Below are 25,717 nucleotides of genomic sequence, written 5' to 3'. Positions count from 1 at the left end.
ATGTCCAAGCGCGCACGCAAGAAGAAGGCCCGCCGCAAGAAGAAGGCCAACCACGGCCGCAGGGCCTGTCAGCGCTGACCACGAAGGGGGCGGCCCCGCCGGGCCGCCCCCGACCCCGACCGGCCGTGACCGTCAAGGCAGATCCGACAGCCGGAAGCGCAGTCGGCAGATCACGGCGTTCGTGTCACGGCGGACGGCGTGTGCGACGACCGCGCCGCGCTGGTTCTGCAACAGCCGTTGCCACAGGCGGACCGGCTCGATCTCGGGAATGAGCACCGTGATGCGGGTGTCCGGACAGTCCGCCGCGATCTCGCGTACGTACGCGGCGACCGGACGGCCGACGGTGCGGCGGGACGAAGCGATGCGCACCAGCGGGACGCCCGGATTCCACAGCGCCCAGTCCCGTTCCAAGGCCTCGGTCTGCGCGCGGTCCTCGGGATCGGGGTGGCAGACCGTCACCGCGCGCACCTCGTCGCCGAGCGATACGGCCGCGGTCAGGGCCTCGCTGGTGAGCCGGGTCAGGGAGGAGACCGGGACCAGGACCAACGAGCGGTCGCGGTGCGGGGATTCGGGGATGCGGCCGAGCCCGAGCCGCTCGCCGATCCGGTCGTACGCACGGTGGACGCACTCGAACCCGGCGACCAGCAGGGGCAGGGCGACCACGATCAGCCAGGCGCCGTCGTGGAACTTGGTGGCAGTGACGACGACCGCGCTTACGCCCGTGAGCAGGGCGCCCAGACCGTTGAGTACCGCCTTGCCCGTCCACCGGGGGCCGCGTACCTGGCGCCAGTGGAGGACCATGCCGGTCTGGGCGATGGTGAAGCCGACGAAGACGCCGATGGCGAAGAGCGGCACGAGGGTGTTGGTGTCGCCGCCGGAGAAGACCAGCAGTGCGGCGGAGACGGCCGCGAGGGCGAGCACGCCGTGCCGGTGGACCTGGCGGTCGGCCTTCAGACCGAAGACGTGCGGCAAATAGTTGTCGCGGGCCAGCAGCTTCAGCAGCACCGGCAGCCCGCCGAATGACGTGTTCGCGGACAGGGCCAGCAGCACCATGGTGGTGAACTGGATGACGTAGAAGGCGAGGTTGTGGCCGAAGGACGCGTCGGCGAGCTGCGCCAGCACCGTCACGCCGTCGACCGGCTGCAGTCCGAACCGGGAGATCAGGACGGACAAGCCGATCAGCATCACACCGAGCAGGGCCCCGAGAGCGACCTCCGCACGCTGAGCCCGGCGGACGGCCGGGGCACGGAAGGACGGGACGGCGTTGGCTATGGCCTCGACACCCGTCAGTGCCGAGCAGCCCGAGGCAAAGGCCTTGAGCAGCAGGAGGGCCCCGACGGTGGTCGCGTTGTCGGCGAGTACGGAAGCATGGCCGGCGGCTGCCTCAGTGCTGACGGGGGCGTCGCGGAACAGGCCGACCACGATGAGTACGAGGATCGACGCGATGAAGACGATCGTCGGCACGATGAACGCGCGGGCCGAGTCGACGATCCCGCGCAGGTTCACCGCGGTGATCAGGACCAGCACGACGAGGCAGAGCCACAGCCGCTCGCCGTACAGCCCGGGGAAGGCCGAGGTCAGTGCGGCCACTCCCGCAGTGACCGCGACGGCCACATTGAGGACGTAGTCCAGGACCAGGGATGCTGCGGCGACCAGGCTGGTCCGGCGGCCCAGATGCGCCTTGGCGACCGCGTAGCTCCCGCCGCCGTCCGGGAAGGCCGCGATCACCTGCCGGTACGAGGCGACGAGGACGGCCAGCAGCGCGGCGATCGACAGGGTGACGGGGAGCGTGAAGCCGAGCCCGTAACCGCCGGCCGCGGCGAGGACCAGGACGATCGCCTCCGGCCCGTACGCGACCGAGGCCATCGCGTCGAGCGAGAGCGCGGCCAGGCCGGTCAGGGCGGTGAGCTTGTGGCGTGCGCCGGTATCCGGGGGCTCCTCTGCGCTGTGCGCGACATCGGTCTCGGTGGACAGGACGGACATGCGGTCAGACTCCTTCGTTCCGGGTCCGCTCAGGGTGTGCCCACACTTGACCGGCCATGGCCGTCGCTGGCGCGTTCTTGGCGCGAAACGGCGATGCCTTCACGCGTTCTTGACGAGGGCCGTCAAGAAGACGTCAAAGCTGACCGACACCGCGCCAGCGGTTCATCAAGGAACCCGGAGCGAGCTCTCGGTGCACCTAGCGTCGGTGGCATGGGACGGAGTACGAGGTCCGTTCCGGGGCGCGACACCGACCATGGTGAGCCCGCCGGAACGCACGCTTCCAACACCGGTTGGCTCGGTGAGCTACGAGCCGCAGTCGGCTGCGCCGTACTGCTCCTCGCGCTGCTCCTGCTGATCGACATCGTTGCCGGTCGCCTCAACGCCCCGCGCGTCGTGCTGTGGGCGGGCCTCTCCGTCCTGCTGTTCGTGGTGCTGCACCCTGCGAGGGTCACGGCCGGCGAGGGCTGGCTCGCCTCGCGCGGGCTGTGGCGCGAACGGAGGGTGCACACGGACCGCCTGGTGGCGGTGCGTTGGTCCGACGGTGTCGCGCAGAGGCTGGTCCTGCGCGACATGGACGGTGGACGGGTCGAGCTGGACCCGCATGTCCTCATCGACAATCCGCAGCTATGGCGACTGGTGGATGCGGGCGCCCGTGCCTCCCTGGGCCGCGGGACGCTGCTGTGCGGCGCCACGGCCCTGAAGCAGCTGTCGCGGCGGATCGACGGCGAGACGGCCCAGAGCGTCTTCAAGGTCTCGGGCCTGGAGTAGGGACGGCCCGCGCCGGCCGGAGCCGTCCCTAGTCGACGGCGGCCTTGGTGAGAGCGACGGACGCGACCGGCTGCAGCTCCCCATGCAGATGGACCAGGCTGTCCCCGCCCACGCCGACCTCCGCGTGGGCCACCGCGCCGACGACCAAGTGGTGGTCGCCGAGCCGGATCCGGTCGTAGCGGGAGCAGACCAGCCAGGACAGGCAGCCGTCGAGGAGGGGGACGCCGTGGGGGCCGGTGTGCCAGCGGGTGGGTGGGGCGAACCGGTCGGTGCCGGGGGTGGCGAAGCGCCTGGCCACGTCCGTCTGGTCGCCGGACAGGATCTGGATCCCGAACCACTGGTTGTCCTTGATCCGGCGCCAGGTGGATGAGGTGTCGGCCAGGGCGAAGGAGACCAGCGCGGGTTCCGTGCTGATCGAGGTCAGCGAGGTGATGGTCACTCCCGCGGGGCCCGCGGCATCCGCCGCGGTGAGAACCGCGATCCCCGAGGCGTACGGCCGCAGGGCCGTGCGCAGGGCCGCCCCTTCGATGGTCATGGCTGTCACTCCCCCATCTGCTGCGCGTCGATACGTACCGGCCGCAGCGCGATCGCCGCAGCTGCGGCGACGACCAGCAGGATCGCCGACCCGGTGAGCACAGCGACCTGCAGCCCGTCGGTGAACGCCTCGATGCTGCCCTGTCTGAGCGCCGCGCCCGCCGGGTCCGGCAAGGTCTTGGCGACCTCCGTCGCCGCCTGGAGCGTGCCGCGGGTGGCCTCGCCCGCCGCGGCCGGAAGACCGGGTGGGATGACGTCCTCCACCTCGCGCCGGTACACCGTCAGCGCGATGCTCCCGAGCATCGCGATGCCGATGGCGCCGCCGAACTCGTTGCTGGTCTCCGACAGCGCCGACGCGGACCCGGCACGTTCCGGCGGAGCGGTCGCGACCACGACGTCGGTGGCCAGCAGCACCACCATGCCCACCCCGGAGGTCATGATGCTGCTGCCCACGACGATGATGGCCAGCCCGCTGTCCGCGGTCACCAGGCTCATCACCGCGAAGCCCACGGCGGCGACCGTGAGCCCGGTGCAGACGATGAACGCGGGCCGGACCCGCTTGGCCAGCACGCCCGCCACCGTCAGCCCGAGGAACAGCGTGGCGATCGCGGGCAGTTGCCACATGGAGGCGACGAACGGCCTCAGGCCCAGCACCGACAGCGCGTACTGCGAGCTGAGCATCATCATGCCGAGCATCGCGAACTGCACAACCGTGGTGGTGACGATGGCCGTGCTGAACGCGCGGTCACGGAACAGCTTGGTGTCGATGAGCGGGTCGCGCGAGCGGCGCTGCCGCCGGACGAACAGCGCGCCGACCGCGAGTCCGGCGAGGACGGCCACGATCGACTTCCAGTCGAGGTGGCCCTCGGCGAACCTCTTGGCTCCGTAGACGACCGGCAGCACCGCCGCCAGCGACAGTGCCGCGCTGAACAGGTCGAACCGCTCCGGGCTCGGGCTGCGGAACTCCGGCAGCAGGATCGGGCCGAGCACGAGCACAAGGATCATGACCGGCACATTGATGAGGAAGACCGAGCCCCACCAGAATCGCTCCAGCAGCAGGCCCGCCGTGATCGGACCCAGCATCGCGCCCGCGGCGAACCCCGCGGTCCACAGTCCGATCGCCGCGCGGCGCTGCCCCTCGTCGTGGAACATATTGCGGATCAGCGACAGCGTCGAGGGCGCCAGCGTCGCACCCGCGACCCCCAGCAGCGCCCGGCTGGCGATGAGGAGCCCGGGACTGCTGGAGTAGGCCGCGAGGACCGAGGCGACGCCGAAGCCCACCGCGCCGAACAGCAGCAGCCTGCGCCGCCCGATCCGGTCCCCCAGCGCTCCCATGGTGATCAGCAGGCCCGCCAGCAGGAATCCGTAGATGTCCATCACCCACAGCATCTGGGAGGTGCTGGGGGTGAGATCGGCCGCGACGAAGGGCACCGCGTAGAACAGCACGCTGATGTCCATCGCCACGAGGACGCAGCACAGCACGATCACCACCAGGCCGAGCCACTCCTCATACGTGGCCTTGCCCAAAGGGGCTTTGGTGTCCTGCGCGGACGGAGCGCCGGGGGTCCCGCTCACCGTAGTCCGCCGCTGGTGATCGCCTTGGCGACTGCGGCCGACTGCGAGGCCGCGCAGGTCGCGCCCGCCGGCGGCGTCTTTCCGGTCACCAGGTACTGGGCCTCGTGGCCGCGCGCGCAGGCGGAGTTGAGGATGCCGGTGTGGCCGTCGCCCTCGACCGTGAGCAGCCGGCTTCCGTCGATCTTCGCCGCGAGCCGCTGGGCCCACCGGTAGGGAGTCGCCGCGTCGTAGCGGGTGTTGACCAGCAGGACGGGCGGCGCGCCGTGGACCTCCAGCGGGGCGGGCCGGTTGGCTGCGGGCACCGGCCAGCCCACACAGCCGCTGGTCCAGTCCCAGAACTCCGAGTAGCGCCAGGTGTGCGGGGCCACCGACCGCAGGCGGGCGGACTGCACGGCCATGTCGACGAATCCGCGGGTGTTCGGCGCGAAGTCGTGGCAGCCCACGGTCCGGTACGCCTTGTACTCCGGCTGAAGGAACGAGGCGGGGGTGACCAGGCCCGTGGCGTCGGCGTCGCCGGCCAGGCCCGCGGCGGCCGCGAGCGCGCCGGCCAGGAGCGGCCACGCGGAGGGCTGGGTCAGGTAGGTGTACGCGCCGTTGGCGAGTTCCTCGGCGTTGGCCTTGCGCCCGAGGTTAGACGCGGGGATGCCCGAGGTGCGCGCCGCGGTCATGACGCTGTCGTACGTGACGATCGCGTCGGTGCCGTGCAGGGCGCACTGCTCGTCGGTGCGGCACCAGTCGGCGAAGCGCCGCAGCGCCTTCTCCGTGGCCCGGGCCTCGTCCATCGCGGCCGTGCGGGTCGGCAGGCTGTGGTCGACGACGCCGTCGAGCACCATCGTCCGTACCCGGTCCGGGTGGCGCTGGGCGTAGAGCGAGCCGATCTCGGTGCCGTAGGACAGGCCGAGCCACGAGATCTTCTGCTCGCCGAGTGCCTTGCGCAGGGCTTCGACGTCGGAGACGACACTGGCGGTGTCGACGTGGTCGATCAGCGGGCCTGTCGCCTCGCGGCAGGCCTGCCCTGCTGTCTTGTTGAACCGCTTGAGCTGCTCGTAGGCGGCCGGGGTGCGGGGGAACGTACTGACCGCGGGGTCGTGCAGCGGCTTCGGGCAGGCGATCGGCGTGCTCTGGCCGACACCGCGCGGGTCGAACCCGATCAGGTCGAACCGCTGGCGCAGCGGCGCGAATTCGGGCGCGATGGCGAGCAGATCGCTGTAGGCCACGGCCCCCATGCCGGAGCCGCCGGGGCCGCCCGGATTGAACAGCAGCGAGCCGATCCGGTTCTCCCTGTCCAGCGCGGGCAGCTTCGACAGGGCCAGGGTGATCTTCTTCCCGCCCGGCTTCGTCCAGTCCAGCGGCACCTCCATCTGCGCACACTGGGCCCCGGGCACCGAGCCCTCACCGCAGTCGGCCCAGGCGATCTCCGCCGCCGATTCGGCACTCGCCTCGTGGGCATCGGCCAGAGTGGGCATGACCACTGCGAGGGCCAGAGTGCTGCCCGCGGCTATCAGCCCCAGGACGCGGCGGGAGGCCCGCGCACGACGTTCCGACATGTCACATTCCTTAAAGGTGTTGGTTCGGGCCCGTCACGGTGTCCTTGAGACCACCGCGATGAGGGAGCTGCCGGCGGGCGCGGGCAGCCGGCGGGTGAGCCAGTGATCGATGCGGCTCAGTCCGTACATCAGCCGGTTGACCGGCCGCGCGGGCGCCTTCACGAAGTGGCTGTGCTCCGAGGCGTCCGCCTTGAAGAGCAGCCGGCGCAGGAACAGCGGCAGCACCGTCCACGCGTAGTAGTAGCGCACCTCCAGCACCCTCAGCCCCGCGCCTTCCAGCGCCGCACGCAGGGACTTGCGGGTGTAGCGCCGGAAGTGGCCGCTGAGTTCGTCGAACTCGCTCCACAGCGCCATGAGTGCGGGGACCGTGATCACACCCCGGCCGTCGGGGCCGAGCAGGGATGCCACCCGGCGCAGTGCCGCGCCCTGGTCGTCGATGTGTTCGAGCACATCGAGCATCAGCACCAGGTCGTGATCGGCGCCGCGCGGCCGTCCCTGCACGAAGTCCGCGACCTCGATGCGGTCGCGCACCGGCGAATCGGGCGCCACGAGCACCCGGTCGGGCTCGATCCCCTCGACATCGCCGAAGGGTTCGAGCCGGCGCCAGATGAACCCGTCGCCGCAGCCGACGTCGAGGACCTTCGCCCGGCGGCCGGCCCACCGGCCGTGCTTGCCGACGTAGTGCAGCACCTGGTGCTCGCGGGCCCGCCACCACCAGTGCGTGCGGTAGATCTCGCCGTAGACGCCGCTGTACGTGGCGTCCATGAGGGTCGAGTCCACCGTGGGGTCGGCCGCCGTCTCGCCCTGGCCGTGAGTTGCCGGTTCCACGCTCATCGCACCTACTCCGTGGGTTCTGCCCGGCCGCCCTCGCGGGTGGCCACATGGTGGCGTTCGAGCTCGCGCTCCGAGCCGCGCAGCGCGACGATCTCCTCGAAGCTCGGCATGACCGGCTCGTCCTCACCGCCGATCAGGCTGCGGGTCACGTCCATCAGCAGTTGCTTGAGCGCCACCGGGTTGCGCAGCAGCGCGTGCCCGGACACCGCGACCTCGATGACATTGCTCTGGTCGAGGTCGGCGGCCTCGAAGGCCGTGCGTACGTCGGCGATGTCCACCCAGTCGTCGTCGGCGGCGACGAAGTTGCGCACCGGGATGCTGAGCTGGGACAGCGCGTCGACGGTGGCCGACAGCTCCCACCAGTTGACGACCCGGGTCTCGCTGACGATCGGCCGCGGGTCCACCGAGTGCTTGTCGATGTGCACCCGGTCGGGCAGATCGTCCAGCTCCCAGTCCAGGTAGTCGACGTCGAGCACCTTGAGCAGGGTCTTGCGGCCGTTGACCACGCCCAGCATCAGCGCGATGTTGTCCGCGCACTTGTTGGCGGCCGCGAACTGCAGCACCGGCAGAGCGGAGAGGCTGGTGGCGACCATCGAGACGGTCTCCACCCCCTCACGCTTGCGGACGTTGTCGACCACCGCCGTCAGTGCCTGCATCAGCTCGGTGACGGAGTAGTCGACGATCTCGCCGTCGCTGATCCCGACGTGGTCGAGCGCGTCGAACCGGTACACCGTGGCGCCGTTGTAGACCAGCATCAGCGCGAGCACCCCGGAGCTGCGCATCCGCTGGCCGAATCCCGGCGCCATGACGACGATCGGCCCGGTGCCGGCGTTGTCCGACGGGCTGTCTCGCCATACCGCCACGGTCCGGCCGTTGTTCGTCGTCACGTCGAAACACTCTGTCGACATGGCTCCCCCTCCTGTGTGATCCGTTGCTTGTCTGTCCTGATGCTCGTCAGTCGGTCCGCACCGTCTCGGCGAGGCGCAGGGCGCAGCCGTGGTGGCTGGACGTGCGCATCCTGCGGTCGATGTGAACCGTGGTGCCGCCCCGCCCGCACGGGCAGTTGTCGGTCTCGGCGGACCCGAAGTCCTCCGCCAGCAGGAAGCACGGGTAGCTGCGCGCCGTCGGGTCCAGGTACGACATCAGGCCGACCTGCCCGGCCGGAACCGGGGACAGGTCGCGCGGGTCGCGCACGATCACCTCGACCCACGGCGGCACATGCTTGCGGTGGTGCTCGCACTCGATGAACGCCGTGTTCAGCTCGACCTGGTTGAACACGTCGCGCACCTGCTGCGCCGATGCCAGGCCGAAGGTGTCCATGGCCAGTGACCGCAGCCGGTCCGGGTCGAGTTTGGTGGACTCGTTCTTCTTCCAGCCACCGCCCGTGATCACCGCCATCCGGTCGCCCGCGGACAGCTTGACGCCGTTGTCCGACATGTGGCGCAACAGTTCCGCCATGAACACCGGCGGACCGGCCACGCACACGAACTTGCCGTCGGCCAGGGCGCCTTCCAGGTCGCGTACGACGTCCCGCAGGCGCAGCACACCGTCGGCGACGTAGGAGCGTGTGGCGGCGAACATCTCGACCAGCGTCATGATGTAGCTGATCCATACGCCGTCCGCCTCGCGCCGGTTGGGGCCGAGGTGCACCATCTGGCCGTCGTCGTCGAGATCGACGTCGCCGTAGAGGGTGCGCCAGATGTCGCCCTCGGGGCGCAGCGAGCCTGCCAGCCGCTCCAGCGAGGGTTCGTCCCGCCAGACCATGCTCTGAGTGCCGCTGGTACCGCTGGACTTGAACACGTCGCAGTCCGCCGCCCGAACGCTGCGGACCTCGACGCGCTTGAACATCCGGGTCGGGAACTGAGGCACCCGCACCAGGCTCCCGGGGGCGCCGAGATCGGCGAGCGTGAACCCGCTCGACTCGGCGAAGGTCCGGTAGGCCGCGTTGTGCTCCAGATGGTGCGCCACCGCCGCGGTGATGAACCGGTGCCGCAGCGCGGCCTGCTCGGCGCTCGGCATCGCCCACCAGTCGTCGTCCTCGAAGATCAGCCGGTCGAGTTCGGCGAACTCGGTACCGGTGAGCGCGATGGACGACCGCGGCCCGGCGTCGATGTGCATCGTCATCACGAGACCGCGCTCGGCTTCCAGCCGATACGGGGCAGGACTTCCTCGGCGAACATGTGCATGTTCTCCAGGATCCGGTCGCGGTTGAGGGTGGCCTCGACCCCGAGCTGGAAGTTGCGCACCCCGGTGACCTCCATGGTCTTGCCGATGCGGTCGACGCACTCCTCCACGCTGCCGACGATGCTGTTCTCCAGCATGTAGTTGGTGAAGTCGGCGTTGGTACGGTCACCGCGCAGCGCGGCGGCCTGCCATTCGCCGTACTGGAAGCGGTAGTTCGGCAGCTTCTGCAGCTGCTCCATGGTGAAAGCGGCGTCGTCGTGCTCCTGCTCCCACCAGCACATGTGCTTCCAGATCTCGTCATGCGCCTTCTGGGTGGTCTCGGCGACATGGGCGACGGTGCACAGGGCGTGCGGCACGGTGGTCGGGTCGATGCCGTGGCTCTCGGCGGTCTCGTTGTAGAGGTCGATGATCGAACGCATCGCCTCATAGGCGCCGATGGCCGGCATGATCAGCGGAATGCCCCGCGAGGCCGCCCACTCGATCGTCGACGGCGACTGGCCCACGCCGTACATCGGCGGGTTCGGCTTGGTGAACTGCGTGGGGAAGGGCGTCACGTCGGGCAGCTTTATCTCCTCGCCGTCCCACTTGGCGCTGCCGGTCTCCCAGATGCTGCGGATGACGTCGACGTACTCGGTCTGCAGGATGTGCGACTTGGCCGGGTCGACGCCGAAGGCCTCGAAGTCCTTCGGGAAGTACCCGCGGCCGACGCCCAGGATGAACCGGCCGTGGCTGAGCTGGTCGAGCATGTTGGTCTGCTCGGCGATACGGATCGGGTGGTCCAGCGGCAGGATGACCACCGCCGTGCCGACCTTGATCTGCTTGGTCTTGCCCAGCACATAGCCCGCCATGGTCAGCGTGTTCGGGCACAGGCCGTAGCGGGTGAAGTGGTGCTCCAGCAGCCACGCCGACTGGTAGCCGATCGTGTCCGCCTCGACGGCGAAGTCCATCGAGTAGTCGAAGACCTCGGTCTCCGACCAGTGGTCGGGGTGGGCCGTCGTCAGCATCACGCCTACGTCCATCAGATTTCTCCTCTGTCTTATGCGGCTGGGGTTGTTCGGTCGGGAAACTTCGGGCGCCGGCCGTTGGCCGCGGGCCGTCACATGAGCAGGTCGCGCAGGCGGCGGTGCTCCAGGAACTCGGACTGATCGATCGGCACGACCATTCCCTTGCCGTAGTTGAGCCGCGGGGCCTCCACCGAGACCATCCGGGTCATCATCTGCAGCGGCTGGAGGCCGTCGTGGGAGCCGCCGAGCCGGAAGAACGGCGAAAGGCCGGCCTCGACGAACCGGCACGCGCCACGCCGGGCCAGCTCGTGCCGCAGCTGTTCGTGCAGCGACCACGGCGCAAGACCGATGGTCTGCACCGTCGGGTCGACCCACTTCGCCACTTCGGCCAGGTCGGCGACCTGATGCACGAACACCGTCCGGGCGCTGGGCAGTTCGGTGACGGTGGCCGGGTCGGTGATCAGGATCGACCCCCAGGAGCCGGTACGGACCCGCTGCCCGAGGTACTGCTGGGCGGCGACCTCCATCGACGCCTGCGCGGCCTCGTCGGCGGTGACCGATGTGCGCGGCAGCATGTCCTCGTAGCGCACCAGCTCAGCCTGCAGCCGGTCGGCGAACTCCTCGGGGTCGGCGTCGGTGAACACCTGGTGGGTGGAGAAGCAGGCGCGCTGTTCGTACATCGACGCGTCGTGCGCGATGCCGCGGGTCGCCCGCGCCATGTCGGCGTCCTTGCCGACGACGGTGAAGCTGCGCCGGGGGCCGTAGGGGACCACGATCGCCTCGGACGAGCAGTTCCGGTACGCGGCGTGCACCGCCTCGGCACCGCCCCAGGCGCAGATCACGTCGGCGCTGCCGAGGATCTCCTTGCCCAGGTCGCTGTCGCGCTCCCAGAACACCGCGCTCACCGACCTGGTCACCGGGTGGTCGGGGTCAATGTCGGTGAAGCTCTGCGCCAGCACGACCGCGGTGGCGGGCTCGCCCGCGGCGTACTTGAGCACCGAGGTGTTCTTGGTCAGCAGCGCGCGGACCAGCGAAACCGTCGTCGAGTACGGGACGTTGCCCGGCAGGATGTGCACGCTGCGGCCACGCGGATACGCGCGCACCTCGGCGTCCTCACGGGGGATCCAGCGGTCCATGATCTGCCGGTGGCCGAGCTCGACGGCCACCATGTCGTGCAGCTGCCCGTGCGCGCGCAGCGTCGCCGAGATCAGGTCGGCCTCGGCGTCGGCCATCTGCTGGGAGTAGCCGTGCATCCGCTTCAGCTCGCGGACGTAGAGCCTGCGGCGCGCGTACTCCTCGTTGTTCCACAGGTGCCCGATCCGGTTGAGATAGGCGACGATCTCCTGCAGCGGGGTCTCGGCGAGGTCGGTCGGCGGGTTGTGCAGCCGATCGACGAGCGCCCGGGTCAGCCGCGGGACCGCGGCCTTGGCGCCGTTGGGGAACTCCAGTACGCGGGGGTCGCCGTCGGGCTCGACGCGCTCCCCCCACACCATGAACGGATGGGTCTTCACCTTTGTCGGCGCCGGCAGCACCACGTGACCGGTCACGAGCGGTCACACCTCCTTCGACTGGTTGATGTGTGTGTCCCAGGTCCCGCGCAGCACGCTGAACGCCTCCGCCGCGGCGGTGTTCGCGTGCGCGCCGAACAGTTCGGCCTGCAGGCCGATGGCCTTGAGTGAGCGCGGATGCGGGAATTCCCGCAGTTCCGACGCGTAGCAGCGCATCGCGTCGAGCTTGTACGCCAGCGTGTCGGTGATGTCGCTGTACACGGCCGGCACGAACGGTTCGCGGCCCGCGTAGCCCGCGTCGGTGGCCGACAGGGTGGAGAAGCCGAGCAGCCAGCGCACCGTGCTCGCGTGCGGCCGGCACGCGATCATGCAGGCGCGGGCGGTCAGTTCGTGGTCGATGTTGAGGTCGCCGCTGTGGTGGGTGTAGACGGTGTGCGGGGCCAGCTGTTCGACGACGGCGCCGACCTGCTGGGCGAGAGTGAGCAGCGGGTAGGTGTCGAGCTGGTTGTCGGCGAGGTCGAGCCGGTGCACTCCGGTGCTCCCCAGCACCGCGCAGGACGCTTCCGTCTCGTGTGCCGACAGTGCAGCGCTGGCCTCGGGATCGGGGTCGTCCGCCCGTGACGTCTTGCCCTCGGCGAGGATCAGTACGTGTACCTCGTCGCCGGCCTTGGCGTGCTTGGCGAGCGTGCCGCCCGGGCCGATCACCTCGTCGTCGGGATGCGCGACGACGGCGAGCACCGTGCTCATGATGGGGTCCCCCTGACGATGTCGGCACTTTCCGGCCCGCAGTGCATCAACAGGTCAAGCACCGACAGGTGCGACTGGAAGCCGTCGCGCGCCTGCGGGTACACCGGGTGCGCGTAGTGGAAGTACTCGATGCGGATGCCGTCCAGGCCCGTGGTGTCCAGGTAGTTCGTCGCCTGCGGCCCCGCGATGAAGGCGTCGGCGCCGTACTTCTCGCACAGCAGCGGGATGATCGTCTGGCGGTCGAACTCGGGCAGCTCCAGCTTCGAGATCCGGTGCACCGGGCTGTCGATCTTGAGCTGTTCGAGGCAGTAGTCGATGAACGGCAGGCACACCTCGTTGAGCGTGGCGAACTCGGTGGCGTAGTAGGTCTCCAGGAACTCGGCGTGCAGCCTGAAGTGGGGCGCCCGGCGGTAGGCCATCTGAATGGCCTTCCAGTGCCTGCGCCGCCAGCCGTCGTCGACCAGCCGCACTTCGTCGATCGGCCGCTCGGCCCGCAGGTCCTCGTGCGACAGCGGAATGGTCAGCAGCTGTTCGCCGCCCGGGCCGCCGATCTTGTTGCGGTTGAGCATGTTCCGCCGGCCGATCCGGCTGCGGTCGTGCAGCACGAACAGGTCCGAGGCAGCGATTTTGGCGAAGTACCCCAGCCACGGCAGGTAGGCGGGCTGGTGCGCGCTGATGATCATCGCGCCTCCCCGTACTGCCAGTGGACGACACGGGTGGCCGCGGCGAACGCGCCCCAGCCCGCCTTGAACTTCTCCTGCCCGTCGCCCACCGCCGCGCCGAGGTCGACCGTGCCGATGCCGCGGCCGGCCAGCGCCGTGAGGGCGGACCAGAAGGCCAGATGCCCCGCGTTGGCCTTTCGCCCGCGCTCGCAGGTCAGTTGCATGAGGTGGTACGCGCCCGCCGTGCCCACGGCGAACACGGACGCGGCAAGGACCGCGTCGTCGTCGGCGACGACGGTGGTGACGGCCTGGTCGCCGTCGAGGAGGAACGCGATGTCCGATGCGCTGTAGGCGGATGCGACACCGTTGCGTCCGAGAGTCTGCCGGTGCAGCCGCAGCAGGTCGTCCCCGTGCGCGGGCAGCGCGGCCGACGCGACGAGGCCGAGCGCGCCCGCCCGCCGGACGGCGGTGCGGGAGCTGCCCTTGGCCGCTTTCCACACCGCGTCCGCGCCCTCGGTGAGGTCGAGGAGGTGGGTGTTCCTGCCGGGCCGGGTGGGCCAGTGCCCCAACTGCCGTTCCAGGCCGGGCGAAGCGTCGGCCGGAGGGATCAGTGTGGACAGTTCGGCGAGACTGTGGTCCCGGCACACGACCTCGGCAAGGTCTGCAAAGCCCGGCAGTTCGCCCCGCCAGTCGGCGGACACGGCCACCGATCCGTAGCCGTAGCAGCCGATCTGCGCCCGCCGGCCGGACACGCACAGCGGCAGCAGCAGCTCGCCCGTGTGCCCCCACCGCACCGCTGTCGGCACGAACCGCAGGTCCGGCGAGTCCGCGAGGCCGAGCGTGAGCCAGGACCGCCGCGCGAAGGGCAGTTCGGCGCGCGCGGCTTCCAGCCGGGCGTCCCATGCGGACTCCGACAGCGCCGACGCGGAGTTCTTCTCACGGAGATCAGTCACGGCCTGCCTCCTGCTCCCGCACGAAACGGTCGACCGCGACCATCGCCTCCACCAGGAGCTGCGCCGTGAGCCGCGGCTGCGGCTGCTTGGCCACGGTCAGCACCCGCGGCCACAGCGCATCCGCTCCCGCCATCGATCCCGCCGCGAAGGCGGCGTACGGGGCCAGCCTGTGCAGCGGGTAGTAGTTCCACGTGCTCGGAACGCCGCGCTCGGCAAGCGCCCTCGCGAACAGAAACCGCTGCCCGGGACGCCGGAACACGAGCTCGATACCCGGCCCGAAGTCGGGGTTGGCGGCCACCGGCTGACAGGTCGTCAACTCGGCGGCGACCGCGGAGCGGACCCGCTCATGGGTGAGCGCGGCCTCGTCCGCGACGGAGGAAGCGGTCCGCAGCAGGGCGGCCGCCGACGCGACCTCCCAGCGGGACGGCCCGCCCTGGGTGACCTGACCCGCCTCGGTCGGCAGGTGGTCGGCCTTGGTGTACGACCAGCCGGGCGTGCGGGACTGCCCGCGCTGGACAGCGGCCCGTACGGCACCCGGAGCGTGCGCCACGATCCGCTCCACCACAGCCCGCCGCAGGGGAGCCAGCTCACCGCCACGCCGCAGCCCGCCGGCGCCGGCGACCGGCGCCGAGGTGTGCTGAGCCGGGGTGAGCAACGCGCCGCCGCCGAGTCCGCCGAGCTGCTTGCCCTCGCCGAAGCTGAGCACGATCGGGCAGGCCGCGTCGCGGAACCGGCGCAGCACCCTGGGCGCGACGCTCGCCTGTGCCAGGTCGAGCACCACCCTGCCTCCGAGCTCTTCGATCCGCTCCGCGTGTGCCCGCCACTCGTCCAGGCCGAGTGCGTTGGTCAGCACGACCGCACGACCGTCGAGGTCCACCGAGGTGAACGCGGGACCTTCTACGTGGTCGAGGTCGACCAGCACCGGTCGCGCACCCGCCGCGAGCACGGCATCCGCAACGGCGGGGCAGTTGAACGTGGACATCACGACCTCGGCGGCACCGGTCTGCCGCACCGCGAGTTCGAGCGCGGCGCGCCCGCTCGCGGTGAGGACACACCGGTTCCGTCCCGCATGCTCGCGCAGCCGGGCGGCGAGGCCCGTCCGCGCGTGCCGCGGCCGGGCCGCCGCGCACGCCGTCGCGGCGAAGCGGCCCGCCGTCATGCGGGACGGATGGAGGTAGCCGACCGGACGACGCGGCACAGGCGCGTACCACAGGTCGGACATCTCTGCCTGGTCATGGATCACGGCTACCGGACACCCACTCCGTCGGCAGCCCACTGCGGCCAGTCGGTGCGCTCGAGGCGCAGCGGCAGTTCGCCGGAGCCGCCGCGGACCCACTCGATCGTCTCCCGCAGTCCCGCCTCCAGGTCGCGCACCGGCTCGTAGCCCAGCAGCTTGCGGGCCTTGGTCAGGTCCGGCTTGCGCGACTGGATGTCCGGGCCGGTGTGCGGGATCTGCTGGATCCGGGCCTTGGTTCCGCTCAGATCGCTGGTCAGCCTGGCCAGTTCGGCCACCGTCAGGTCGTTGGTGTCGTCACCGATGTTGAAGGCCTCACCGATGGCCTCGGGCGCGTGCAGGCAGCGGATCAGGCCGGCGGCGAAGTCCTCGGCGTGGCACCAGGCCCGCGACTGCGAGCCGTCGCCGTGCACGGTGATCGGCTGCCCGGCCACCGCCTGCGCGGCCAGGATTCCCACGGCGTACGCGCCGGTCCTGAGCGGGCCGTAGACATTGAACGGCCGCACGATCGCGAACGGCAGCTTGTCCTCGGTGCCATAGGCCGCCGTCATCGACTCCGCGGTGACCTTGCTGACCGCGTAGCCCCAGCGCGGGTCGCCGGTCCGCACCGACAGCCACTCGCTCTCCTCGGCGCCCTTGGCATCGCTGCCGTACACCTCGCTGGTGCTCAGCAGCAGGAAGCGGCGCAGCCCCGGCATGCGTGCGGCGTAGTCCAGGGCGACGGCGGTGCCGTCGATGTTGACGCGCAGGGTTTCACGGGGCGCGCTGCGCACCTTGTTCACCCCGAGCAGTGCCGCGGCGTGTACGACATATTCGACCTCGCCGAACTGGTCGAGCGACCCGCGCTCGGTGATGTCGGCCCTGCCGGTCTCCACCGCGGGGTCGTCCAGCAGCCCGGACAGCCAGATCGGCGTGCCTTCCGGCTCCCGGTTGTCTACGAGGACGACCCGGTGGCCCGACCGGATCAGACCGGCGGCGACCCAGGTCGCCAGGAAGCCGAATCCTCCGGTTATCAAAGTGCGCGGCCCAGTGTGCTGTTCGCTCATGACCTTCCCAATGCTCGAGTCGATCGGTGCACGATCTCGGTGACGACGCCGATGACTCGGTCGCAGTCGCCGTCGGTCATCCCGCGCCACAGCGGCAGCGAGACCAGTCCGGGAAAGGCGGCGTCCATGGCGGTGAACGACGTCCTCAGCCGCGGCGCGATGCCGGCGAAGGCAGGCAGCCGGTGCAGCGGGGTGTAGTGCACCTGGCAGCGGATCCCCCGGGAGAAGAAGGTGCCCAGCAGGTCCTTCTTCGACGTGCCGAGGCCCTCGACGTCGAAGACGACGGGGAACAAGTGGTGCGCGGACCCGGCGCGTTGCTGCCGTGGTACGGCTCGTACGAACGGCAGTGCGTGCAGCCTCTCCTGGTAGCACGCCACCAGCCGGGCCCGCTCCAGCCGGGACTCCTCGGCCCTTCCTGCCTGCACCGCTCCGACGGCCGCGTTGAACTCCGACAGGCGCAGGTTCATTCCGGGCGCCGTGATCGAGTACGGCCATGGACCGTGGTCGTCGGTGTGCGCGTCGACGGGCGACATGTTGTGGTTGCGCACCAGGCGCAGCCTGTCGAGAAGGTCCGGGTCCGCCGTGCTCACCGCGCCGCCCTCGCCTGCGGCGATCGGCTTGGTCGGGTGGAAGCTGAAGTACGCGGCGACCGAGGCCGGCCATGATCCCACCGGCAGCACGCCGTCGTAGGAACCGCCGACCGCGTGGCAGGCGTCCTCGACCAGGTCCGCGCCGTAGCGCTCGCACTGCGCGGACAGCGCGGCCATGTCGGCGCTGTGGCCCGCGTAATGCACCGGCAGCACCACGATCTTGGCGTAGTCGCCGTGTACGCGCTCCAGCAGGTCACCGAGGCTCGCCGGGCAGAGCGTGAGGTCGTCGGCGGCCACATCGCACAGCGCGACGTCCCAGCCGAGCAGCTTGGCCGACGCCGCGCCCGCGGCGAAGTTCAGAGTCGGCGACACCAGCAACTTCGGGCCGGACACCGAGCGCCCCAGCGTGTGCAGCAGCGCGAAGATCGCGCTGGTCCCGCTGGCCATGGTGACCGTGGGCGCCCCGGTGATCCGCTTCAGTTCCTCCTCGAACCGCACGACCTGGCTGCCGTTGGTCCAGAACCCGGACTCCAGCGCCGCCATCAGGGCGACGCCTTCCTCGGCGTCCCAGTGGGGACGGGCGTACGGAAGATCAGGCTCGGTCATCGCCCCTCCTCGTACAGTCGACGCGCGCGGCCAGTTCGGAGACGGACGCCAGCCATTCGTAGGTCGCCCAGCAGTTCTTGCGGTCCTCGTAGTCGTCCTCCTGCACCTCGAAGACGACTCCGACCTCGCCGACCTCGGCGGCTGCCGCGTCGAGCGCGGCGGCGAGCATGCCCGCGAGCAGCACGGGCGCGATGTCGCCGTTCTGCGGCGGTACGCCTTCGAGGCACTGGTCCGGCCACGTCGGCATGGCGTGCCCGGCGAAGGACGCGAAGTGCAGATGCTTGACCGGCAGCGCCGGCAGCTCGAACGGCCCTACCGGCTCGGCGCGTTGCTCCAGCCGCGCCACCGCGCTCAGCGTCGAGTACGACACGGCCCAGTGGCAGACGTCCCAGGTGACCCCGACCCGCTGCGAGCCGAGCTCGGCGAGCGGCGCGAAGTCCGCCGGCCGCACGAAGACCGAGTCGAAGTCGATGCCCTGTGCGCCGATGATGGGCATGTTCTCGATGCCGATCCAGATCGGCGAGTCGCCCAGGTACGCATCGAGCTCGGCGACCTTCTCCACCACCCGCGCCCGCGTTCCCGGCAGGTCGAACGTGGGCCAGTCGGCCAGCGACACGAACTGGTTCGCGTGCAGTACGACGCCCAGCGCACCCACCTCGGCGGCCAGGTCGCAGAACCGGCGCAGCCGGTCGTAGACGCCCTGGTCGGCGACCCAGTTGGCGTTCTCGGTCGGGAAGTGCAGGGTCAGCCGCCGTGCGCCGACATCGAACGCGTGGCGCAGGTTCTGGCTCAGCACCCGCCACTGGTCCTCGCATCCGATGTCGCCGCCGTCGAAGACGTACGCCTCAAGGCCCCCGAGTTCACGGGCCCAGCGCGTCTCGATCTGGCTGCGGCGCAGGCCGTCGAACGTCAGCCGCAGGGTCGCCGGTGCGCCGCTCACAGCTGCTCGACCTCCGCCGAGTTGAGCATGCCCCGGCAGTCGAAGATCAGGTTCGACGAGGCGAGCACCGTCTCGTAGTCGATCTCCTCATGGTCGGTCACGAGCACCACGGCGTCGGCGTCGCGGCACTCGGCCGCGGTCAACTCCACGGCCTTGAAGGTGTCGGCGTCCATGTCGATGCCGAGCCACGGGTCGGTGACCTTGACCGTGGTGCCCATGCTGACCAGTTCGGCGCCGATGGCGAACGCGGGCGAGTTGCGCGAGTCCGACACCCCGGACTTGAACGCCACGCCGAGGATGAGCACGGTCGCGCCCTGCAGGCTCTTGCCCTGCCGCTCCAGCGATGCGGCCAGCCGCTGCATCACATGCCGCGGCATCGACTCGTTGATCTGGGCGGCCGCGTTGAGCAGATCGCTCTTGTGTCCCGCCGAACTCAGCGCGTGGTTGAGGTAGTGCACGTTGTTGGGAAGGCAGTGCCCGCCGACGCCGGGCCCGTGGTGGAACGGCATGAACCCGAACGGCTTGGTCGACGCGGCGGAGATCACCTCGCGCAGGCTGATGTTCATCTCCGACGTCGCCTTGCTCAGCTCGTTGACGAAGGCGATGTTCAGATAACGGAAGGTGTTCTCCAGCAACTTGGTGAACTCGGCCACCTCGCAGCTGGAGACCGGAACGACCTCCTTGAAGACCGTCCCGTAGAAGGTGCGGATCGCTTCGAGGGCCTGGTCGTCGAGGCCGGAGACCAGCTTGGGCACATCGACGAGCACCGCGTCGCGGCCGGGGTCGACCCGGTCCGGGCTGTAGGCGAAGAACACGTCGACACCCGACTTCAGGCCGGAGAGCTGCTCGAAGAGCGGCGCGACGTGCTGGCGTATCGCGCCGGGGTAGACCGTCGACTCGACCACGATCAGCGCACCCGGCCGGGCGACTGCGGCGACCTGCGCCAACGCCCGGTCGACGTAGGTGAGATCAGGCCTCTTGTCCTCGGTCAGCGGAGTGGGCGTGGAGATCAGATAGACATCGACCTCCGGCACCTCGGCCAGGTTCGCCACCGGCACATAGCGCTCGTTCTCGGTCTCCCTGCGCAGTTCCTCGTCGGTGACGTCGACGATGTACGACCGGCACGCCCGCAGTGATTCGAACCGGACCGGATCGATCTCGACCGCGTACAAGGTGTGGCCGGAGGACGCTATGGCGATGGAAAGCGGCAAACCCACGTATCCCTGCCCGATAGCCGCGACTCGCACGTTCCCCTCCTTTCGTCGTAATCCGTTGTGGCAGCATTCGGCTCAGGACGTGCCGAAGGCACTGTCCGACCTGGACGGGCTGGTGTTCAGACCTGCATGGGCAGGCCGGTGTTCAGACCTGCTCCGCGACCGCGGCTTCACCTTCGAAGATCGGCAGTTCTGTGGTGGCGACCTGCAGTGAGCGCCTGTTGAACCGTTCAGCGGCGGCAACCGAGCCGAGCGACGTCGCCGCCGTCACCACCGCGGCCACCCGGAACCACCGCGAGCGGGACCTGACACCCGCCAGCGCGGCGAGCGCCCCGCCCACCACGCCGAACCGGGTCAGCACCCCGGTGAGCGCGAGCGATCCCACCGCCTCCTCGACATGACCCTTCAGGCCCAGCCGGGAGTCCTCGCGGTAGCTCTTGGGCTTGACGTAGGTGACCGTCTGCATGTCGAGACCGAGCGCGGCCATGATCGCGCCGACGTTGCCCTTGGTGAACGTCAGGTTGCCCAGCCTGCGGGCGACGTCCTGGCGCATGACGAAGAACGAGCTGGCGCCGTGCGGGATCGGGTGCCGGCCGAACCGGGTCTCCAGGAAGTAGAAGACCGCCTGTCCGACCAGCAGCCGCGTCGGGTCGTCGCGCTTGCGGGTGGACGTCACGCCGAACACCGCGGCAACCTCGGGGCCGGTCTGCTCCAGCGCTGCGACCAGTTGCGCCACGATCTCGGGCGGGGTCTGCATGTCGGCGTCGAGTACGCACACCATCGCGCCGCGCGCGGCGATCATGCCCGCCTTGCTGGAGGCGGGCTGCCCGCAGTTGGGGCGCAGCTGCACCCAGCGGAACTCCGGTGTCGTGGCCCGCAGTTCGGCAAGGATGCGCGGGGTGGAGTCGGTGCTGCCGTCATCGACCGCGAGCACCTCGAAGGAACGGCCCCAGTTCTTGCCGACCTTCACCGCCCGCTCCACGGCCTCCCTGGCGATGTCCTCCTCGTTGTACATGGGGATGACGAAGCTGAGGTCCACGCTGTCGGCCGCGTCGGTCGGGTGCTCGTCGAGTTTCCGGCTCATGTCTTCCCTACGGTCCCTGTGGTCGTGGTCATTTCTGACGGACTGAGCCATCAGCGGGCTCGTTTGAAACTGATCATCATCTGGGCGGTGGGGGCGAACCTGGCGCGCAGGAAGTCGACGCCGGCGAAGAACGCGGTGAGCGGCTCGTACACCCAGTTCATATAGGCGGGCTTCTGCGGGGTGACCTTGATCCAGCCGCGGTCGCTGAGCCACGCCATCACACTGATCGCCCACTGGGGGGCGCCCTGGGTGTAGTAGCTGTCCGACTTGGCGAGCCCCACCTGGGAGCCGAGCCTGTCGAGCCCGGGCTCGGTGAACAGCACGAAGTGCCGGGGGCAGTGCAGTCCGCCCCAGTTGCGGTGCCGGAAGATGCGGGCGTCGACGGTGGCGGTGTTGGGGGTCTTCATGAGCAGCACACCGTTCTCCGACAGGAGACCGGCCATCCCGGCCATGACCTTCCGCGGGTCAGGCACGTGCTCGATGATGCTCATCATCAGGATCAGGTCGAACGGCTCGTCCGAGGTGAACTCCTCGATGGGCATGCAGTGGTAGACGTGGCCCGCCGCCTCAGCCGCCGGCGCGGCCGCGGCCTGGAGGTCGACCTCATGGGTCTCCACCACCCGCCGATCCACCTTGCGCACAGTGCTGAGCAGCCAGCCGGAACCGCCGCCCACGTCGAGCACCCGCAGTTTTTCTCCGGGAATTGACTTCAGCACCTTCGCGAGCATGCGACCGTCGAGCCGTTCCTTGATTCGCTCGGTGAAAGTGGTCGACTCCCCGATCCCGCCATAGGAATAGTAATTGGTGGGGTAGATCTCGTCGAGACGGTCCGCCGGCGGAGAATCCAGATAAACGGCCGTGCAGGACGGGCAGAGCGCGTAGCGGTATTCCGCGTCGCTGGTGAAGTATTCCTTGTCGTACGCCTTGGCGAACAACTCGACCGCGGTTTCCCCGCATATGGGGCAAGCCATCAACGTCTCAGCCACGACGGGCCTCCAATATCAGCGTCCTGACGGCCGCGCCGTATCCGGTGCGGCTGGCCTCCATATCCGCGGCAAGCGGGGTACGGGAAAAGAACTGCTCCATCTCCTCGAAGCGGGTGTAGGAGATGGCCGGGTCCCAGTGGTGCAGCAGGTGCTGGTTAAAACCGGCCGAGCCGAAGGTGCGCGAGACCAGTCCCGTCCCGAACAGCCGGTTCACCGGCCCGTGGAGCTCGACGGAGAAGTCGACGTCGCAGGAGGCCTCGAGGTGCCGGTGCTCGACGATCGTCCGCACCGTCGCCAGCAGCGGGAACACCGCCCCGACGGCGACGACCCACGTCAGCGCGCCGAGGTGAAAGCCCGTGAGGAGCAGCCCGGCGACGATCGCCGCATGCACGGTGAAGGAGCGCAGCGAGGCCAGCAGCCCGCTGGACGTACGGCTGGACTTCCTCCGGGTCTCACCGAGCCGCTGCTTGCGGAGCAGCACCTCCAGCACATGGATTCCGGTGACCGCCTTGAGCATGTTCAGCACGGAAAGGCACAGGTGGTACGTGGTTTCCGTGTCCTCGTGGTCGCCGAGGTGGGCATGGTGGGCCATATGCGTATGGCGGTAGTTGACGGTGGTGGAGCCGTAGAGGAGCCATACGAACCAGTCGCCCAGCCGGTCGTTGGTCCTGCGGCGCGGGGCCAGGTTGGCGTGCGCCGCCTCGTGGCCGAACAGGAACAGCGAGTGGAGCCAGAACCCGGTCCAGCAGGCCGCCGGCACGACGAGCGCGCCGGCCGCCCATGCCGGCCACACCTGCGACGCGACGGCGACGGCGAGGACGCCGACGGCCAGGAACAGATAGCAGAGACCGATATCGCGCCACACAATCCTGTAGCGCGGCCGTAAGGTCTTACGGAAGTCGACCCATCGCACGCCGTCGTCGGACACGATCGACGGTAAGTGCGGAGAACCGGGATTCCCTCTGCCCCGAGTCTCGCCCTTTGCTGACTCCATGACCTTTCCCCGTGTTTATGGTAGGCCCGTCCGGCGGATCGCCAAAACGACCCGCTCGCGCGCCAACAATGATTGATGGAGATCTGTGCCCCGCGGCAATCGCCCGGGTCCCGCTTACATCAGGGCACCACTGTTGCGATCCAAAAACACGAAAAGCCCCCCTGCACTCCCCCGACTGAACTTCCCCCGACCCACGGCTTTGAGCCCCGCTTTGGTCCCCGCTTTAGGTCTGGCGCCAGTCAAGCACACCCGCAACCCACCGGCACAGGCTTGGCATAGTTTTTTTATGCACCGGCTAAAAGGTTTCCGCACAAGCCTGCCCGACTCCGGTTCCGCTTCCCGCCGGGTGTGCCCGGTGCAGCAGGGCAGATAGGCCACCGCGTGCCGATCGGGCTCCTCCGAACACCGCCCCCGAACGTCTCACGCCCCTGACGCGGGGTTCCCCCGGCTGACAGAACGCTGACGTCCGTTTTCCAAGTCCTCGAAGGAACCGCCACGTTGGATACCCTGCCTTTCACCAACATGTGGACTGGACGAAGGAGAGCCGTGATCCGGTTAGCCAGAGCGGCGGACCTGCCGAATCTGCAAGACATCGAGCGTGCTGCCGGAAAGGTCTTCGCCGATATCGACATGGTCGCGGTCGCGGAGGACGAGCCGCCGTCGCTGGAGGTCCTTGGCGCGTATCAGGAGGACGGCAGGGCCTGGGTGTGGGCGAACCAGGACGACTTCCCCGTCGCGTACCTGATCGCGGACCTGGTCGATGGCAACGGGCATGTCGAGCAGGTGTCCGTACACCCCGACCACGCCGGGAAGAGGATCGGCAAGGCTCTCATCGACCATGCCGCGGAATGGGCCAGGGCGCAGGGGGCGCATGCCCTGACGCTCACCACGTTCACCGAGGTGGTCTGGAACGGGCCGTACTACGAGAAGCTCGGTTTCCGGCTGCTGCCCGAAGCGGAGCTGACGCCGGGACTCCTTGAGATCCGTGCAGCGGAGGCCGCACACGGACTGGACAGGTGGCCGCGGGCCTGTATGCGCAAAGAGATCTGACGGGGCGTCCGCGTCGTCGGGGGCGGGGGCTGTCAGCGAGGCGGGGCCGGGCCGTCGGCGAGTGTCACCAGTAACAACTCGTCGCGGCCCGTCCCTGTTCCCGGACCGGCCATGGGATGGCAGAAGGCCCGTCAGCCGGTACGTACCGCCGTGACGGTGAAGCGTTCGACCTCGGCGACGTGCCCGCCGGTGGACGCGACGATGGTGAGCACCCGGTCGCGGGCGCCGGCGAATGACACCGACTGTTTCCAGGGCTGCTTGTCACCGCCCGCCGGGGTGCAGCACGAGGAACCCAACGGCGCGGCTGACGACAGCTGGCGCACCTGAAGCCGGATGCCCTCATCCACGCCGCTGATCCGCCCGCCGGTCGCCACCGGGGAACGGACGATGGATCCGTACCGGGGAGCGGTCAGGGAGAACGTCGTGTCGTCGGTGCCCACGACCTCCCACGGGGCGTTCGTGCCTGCCCCGTACCGGACCAGGTGGACGATCGCGGCGGTGCCGCCCTCGGGTCCGCTCCCCGCCACGCCGATGCGGGCATGCGCACCGGTGACCTTGCGCGAGGAGACCCGGTCGATCTCCCGGAAGCCCAAGTAGCCCCGGGTGAAGGACAGCGCGGTCTGGCCCGGGTCGAGATGCCAGGGCTGGTGTCCGCCGGACGCATACTCGCGTTCCCACGCCTGCGCTTGGGCGAGCGTGGCGAACGGCCAGAGCGGCTGGTAGCCCCCGAGGCTGAACGCCGGCGCGCTGCCGCCGGGTGCGGGCGTGGTCGGCGCCGCCGTGCTCGGCGGTGTGGTCGTCGACGTCGCCGAGGGGCCCGGTGTTGTGGGCGACGGGGACGGCGCGGACGTCACCGTCGCGGTGGGCGACGATGCCGAGGCGCTCGGCGAACCTCCGGATCCACTGCAGGAGGTGAGCAGTACGCCAGTCACGGCCGCTGCGGCGAAGAGTCGCAGCGGGAGCCGGAAGTTCATGAGTACCCCAGGTACGTGTACCGACCGCCGATACGGTCTGTGCGCCTATGGTGCCACCACTGCGGCCCACGTCACAGGGCCCGGCGGCCCTGAGACACCAGTTCCCGCTACGTCTACCGCCTGCCGCGTCCTGGTGGGGTCATCTGAGCTTCGAAGTCACCGGGGCGAAGCCGGAACACCTGAAGGCGCATGTCGTAGTACTTCTCGGTTTCCCCGACCCACTCCATGCCGATCCGGCGAGCGGTCCCGGACGCGCGGGTGTTGGCGGGCCGGACCACAGCGAGAACTTCGTCGGCCCCCTGGTCGAAGGCCCAGCGGGCCAGCGCGCGGCCCGCCTCGGTGGCGTATCCATGTCCCCACACTTCGGGGTGCAGCTGCCATCCCATCTCCAGGTCGTCCCCGCGAGGAGGCAGCGGCAGCAGGATCCCGCCGCCGACGAGGCGGTGATCCTCCCGCAGCTCGATCGCCCAGCGCCCCGCCGGCGGAACGAGCCGGGCAGCCTCGCCGATCCACTGCTGCAGAACCAGCCGCATGGCATTGACGTCCCCGACCCGGTCCATGGCCGGGCTCAGCCACCGCGCGACACCGGGAGCTCCGAAGATCCCGAGGGCGGCTTCCGCGTCCTCAATCCGCCAGGGCCGCAGCACCAACCGCTCGGTGTCCAATTGTCCGACCATCTGTCCTCCTCAGCCACACCCCC

General features: G+C 69.7%; 25 protein-coding genes. 3 read left to right on the top strand and 22 right to left on the bottom strand.

All coding sequences use genetic code 11. The features are described 5' to 3' along the window. The gene (locus tag OG741_RS36285) at positions 1 to 78 is read left to right on the top strand and encodes a 50S ribosomal protein bL37 (protein ID WP_405605964.1); all 78 of its coding nucleotides are present in this window, start codon (positions 1 to 3) and stop codon (positions 76 to 78) included. A 54-nt stretch (positions 79 to 132) separates the two neighbouring features. On the opposite strand, the gene OG741_RS36280 is transcribed toward OG741_RS36285, so the two are convergent. Beyond that, positions 133 to 1,983, bottom strand: a complete 1,851-nt coding sequence (locus OG741_RS36280; protein ID WP_405604862.1) for an APC family permease — start codon at positions 1,981 to 1,983, stop codon at positions 133 to 135. A gap of 210 nt (positions 1,984 to 2,193) precedes the next feature. Between OG741_RS36280 and OG741_RS36275 the strand changes: the two genes are divergently transcribed. After that, the gene (locus tag OG741_RS36275) at positions 2,194 to 2,751 is read left to right on the top strand and encodes a hypothetical protein (RefSeq protein WP_405604860.1); all 558 of its coding nucleotides are present in this window, start codon (positions 2,194 to 2,196) and stop codon (positions 2,749 to 2,751) included. A gap of 28 nt (positions 2,752 to 2,779) precedes the next feature. On the opposite strand, the gene OG741_RS36270 is transcribed toward OG741_RS36275, so the two are convergent. The 19 genes from OG741_RS36270 to OG741_RS36180 all read right to left on the bottom strand — a co-directional run bounded on the left by OG741_RS36270 (position 2,780) and on the right by OG741_RS36180 (position 22,927). Beyond that, positions 2,780 to 3,286 (bottom strand): flavin reductase family protein, encoded by a 507-nt coding sequence (locus tag OG741_RS36270; protein WP_405604858.1) that lies wholly within the window; start codon positions 3,284 to 3,286, stop codon positions 2,780 to 2,782. Between the two features lie 5 nt (positions 3,287 to 3,291). Continuing rightward, the gene (locus OG741_RS36265) at positions 3,292 to 4,860 is read right to left on the bottom strand and encodes an MFS transporter (protein WP_405604856.1); all 1,569 of its coding nucleotides are present in this window, start codon (positions 4,858 to 4,860) and stop codon (positions 3,292 to 3,294) included. Next, the gene (locus OG741_RS36260; protein ID WP_405604854.1) at positions 4,857 to 6,407 is read right to left on the bottom strand and encodes an alpha/beta hydrolase; all 1,551 of its coding nucleotides are present in this window, start codon (positions 6,405 to 6,407) and stop codon (positions 4,857 to 4,859) included. The genes OG741_RS36265 and OG741_RS36260 overlap by 4 nt, the downstream gene beginning before the upstream one ends. 33 nt (positions 6,408 to 6,440) lie before the next feature. Continuing rightward, a complete protein-coding gene (locus tag OG741_RS36255) occupies positions 6,441 to 7,241 on the bottom strand; it encodes a class I SAM-dependent methyltransferase (protein WP_405604852.1) in 801 nt (266 codons plus the stop codon). A 5-nt stretch (positions 7,242 to 7,246) separates the two neighbouring features. Continuing rightward, positions 7,247 to 8,149, bottom strand: coding sequence for a hypothetical protein (locus OG741_RS36250; protein WP_405604850.1), 903 nt, complete (start codon positions 8,147 to 8,149; stop codon positions 7,247 to 7,249). 46 nt (positions 8,150 to 8,195) lie between these two features. Then, on the bottom strand, positions 8,196 to 9,365 hold the full coding sequence (locus OG741_RS36245; protein ID WP_405604848.1) for a hypothetical protein: 1,170 nt from the start codon (positions 9,363 to 9,365) through the stop codon (positions 8,196 to 8,198). Continuing rightward, complete coding sequence (locus OG741_RS36240) at positions 9,365 to 10,444, bottom strand: LLM class flavin-dependent oxidoreductase (protein ID WP_405604846.1); 1,080 nt, start codon at positions 10,442 to 10,444, stop codon at positions 9,365 to 9,367. Before OG741_RS36240 ends, OG741_RS36245 begins: the two co-directional genes overlap by 1 nt. A 77-nt stretch (positions 10,445 to 10,521) precedes the next feature. Beyond that, entirely contained in the window at positions 10,522 to 11,976 is a 1,455-nt protein-coding gene (locus OG741_RS36235) for an aldehyde dehydrogenase family protein (protein ID WP_405604844.1), read from the bottom strand. A gap of 6 nt (positions 11,977 to 11,982) precedes the next feature. Continuing rightward, a complete protein-coding gene (locus OG741_RS36230; RefSeq protein ID WP_405604842.1) occupies positions 11,983 to 12,684 on the bottom strand; it encodes a PIG-L deacetylase family protein in 702 nt (233 codons plus the stop codon). Further along, positions 12,681 to 13,367, bottom strand: coding sequence for a WbqC family protein (locus tag OG741_RS36225; RefSeq protein WP_405604840.1), 687 nt, complete (start codon positions 13,365 to 13,367; stop codon positions 12,681 to 12,683). Before OG741_RS36225 ends, OG741_RS36230 begins: the two co-directional genes overlap by 4 nt. Beyond that, complete coding sequence (locus OG741_RS36220; RefSeq protein WP_405604838.1) at positions 13,364 to 14,299, bottom strand: GNAT family N-acetyltransferase; 936 nt, start codon at positions 14,297 to 14,299, stop codon at positions 13,364 to 13,366. Before OG741_RS36220 ends, OG741_RS36225 begins: the two co-directional genes overlap by 4 nt. Then, complete coding sequence (locus tag OG741_RS36215; RefSeq protein ID WP_405604836.1) at positions 14,292 to 15,542, bottom strand: DegT/DnrJ/EryC1/StrS family aminotransferase; 1,251 nt, start codon at positions 15,540 to 15,542, stop codon at positions 14,292 to 14,294. Before OG741_RS36215 ends, OG741_RS36220 begins: the two co-directional genes overlap by 8 nt. A gap of 2 nt (positions 15,543 to 15,544) precedes the next feature. Next, the gene (locus OG741_RS36210) at positions 15,545 to 16,579 is read right to left on the bottom strand and encodes an NAD-dependent epimerase/dehydratase family protein (RefSeq protein ID WP_405604834.1); all 1,035 of its coding nucleotides are present in this window, start codon (positions 16,577 to 16,579) and stop codon (positions 15,545 to 15,547) included. After that, complete coding sequence (locus OG741_RS36205; RefSeq protein ID WP_405604832.1) at positions 16,576 to 17,775, bottom strand: DegT/DnrJ/EryC1/StrS family aminotransferase; 1,200 nt, start codon at positions 17,773 to 17,775, stop codon at positions 16,576 to 16,578. Before OG741_RS36205 ends, OG741_RS36210 begins: the two co-directional genes overlap by 4 nt. Continuing rightward, positions 17,762 to 18,715: a sugar phosphate isomerase/epimerase family protein gene (locus tag OG741_RS36200; protein WP_405604830.1), complete on the bottom strand. Its 954-nt coding sequence runs from the start codon at positions 18,713 to 18,715 to the stop codon at positions 17,762 to 17,764. The genes OG741_RS36205 and OG741_RS36200 overlap by 14 nt, the downstream gene beginning before the upstream one ends. Then, positions 18,712 to 19,962, bottom strand: coding sequence for a nucleotide sugar dehydrogenase (locus OG741_RS36195; protein WP_405604828.1), 1,251 nt, complete (start codon positions 19,960 to 19,962; stop codon positions 18,712 to 18,714). Before OG741_RS36195 ends, OG741_RS36200 begins: the two co-directional genes overlap by 4 nt. Positions 19,963 to 20,074: 112 nt before the next feature. Continuing rightward, on the bottom strand, positions 20,075 to 21,013 hold the full coding sequence (locus OG741_RS36190; protein ID WP_405604826.1) for a glycosyltransferase: 939 nt from the start codon (positions 21,011 to 21,013) through the stop codon (positions 20,075 to 20,077). A 50-nt stretch (positions 21,014 to 21,063) separates the two neighbouring features. Continuing rightward, positions 21,064 to 21,999, bottom strand: coding sequence for a class I SAM-dependent methyltransferase (locus tag OG741_RS36185; protein WP_405604824.1), 936 nt, complete (start codon positions 21,997 to 21,999; stop codon positions 21,064 to 21,066). After that, positions 21,992 to 22,927 carry a fatty acid desaturase family protein gene (locus tag OG741_RS36180; protein WP_405604822.1) on the bottom strand — a complete coding sequence of 312 codons (936 nt, stop codon included), beginning with the start codon at positions 22,925 to 22,927 and terminating at the stop codon, positions 21,992 to 21,994. Before OG741_RS36180 ends, OG741_RS36185 begins: the two co-directional genes overlap by 8 nt. A 612-nt stretch (positions 22,928 to 23,539) precedes the next feature. Here OG741_RS36180 and OG741_RS36175 point away from each other — a divergent pair. Then, positions 23,540 to 24,043 carry a GNAT family N-acetyltransferase gene (locus OG741_RS36175; protein ID WP_405604820.1) on the top strand — a complete coding sequence of 168 codons (504 nt, stop codon included), beginning with the start codon at positions 23,540 to 23,542 and terminating at the stop codon, positions 24,041 to 24,043. Positions 24,044 to 24,174: 131 nt separating this feature from the next. Here OG741_RS36175 and OG741_RS36170 read toward each other — a convergent pair whose 3' ends face one another. Both OG741_RS36170 and OG741_RS36165 read right to left on the bottom strand, forming a co-directional pair. After that, complete coding sequence (locus tag OG741_RS36170; RefSeq protein ID WP_405604818.1) at positions 24,175 to 25,017, bottom strand: hypothetical protein; 843 nt, start codon at positions 25,015 to 25,017, stop codon at positions 24,175 to 24,177. A 113-nt stretch (positions 25,018 to 25,130) separates the two neighbouring features. Beyond that, on the bottom strand, positions 25,131 to 25,694 hold the full coding sequence (locus OG741_RS36165) for a GNAT family N-acetyltransferase (RefSeq protein ID WP_405604816.1): 564 nt from the start codon (positions 25,692 to 25,694) through the stop codon (positions 25,131 to 25,133). Positions 25,695 to 25,717 lie beyond the last annotated feature (23 nt).

The organism is Streptomyces sp. NBC_01410, from assembly GCF_045040195.1.
In the GTDB taxonomy this organism is placed as follows: domain Bacteria; phylum Actinomycetota; class Actinomycetes; order Streptomycetales; family Streptomycetaceae; genus Streptomyces.
The sequence above is the reverse complement of the archived record's forward strand: the minus strand, read 5'-3'. Positions and strand labels throughout refer to the sequence as shown.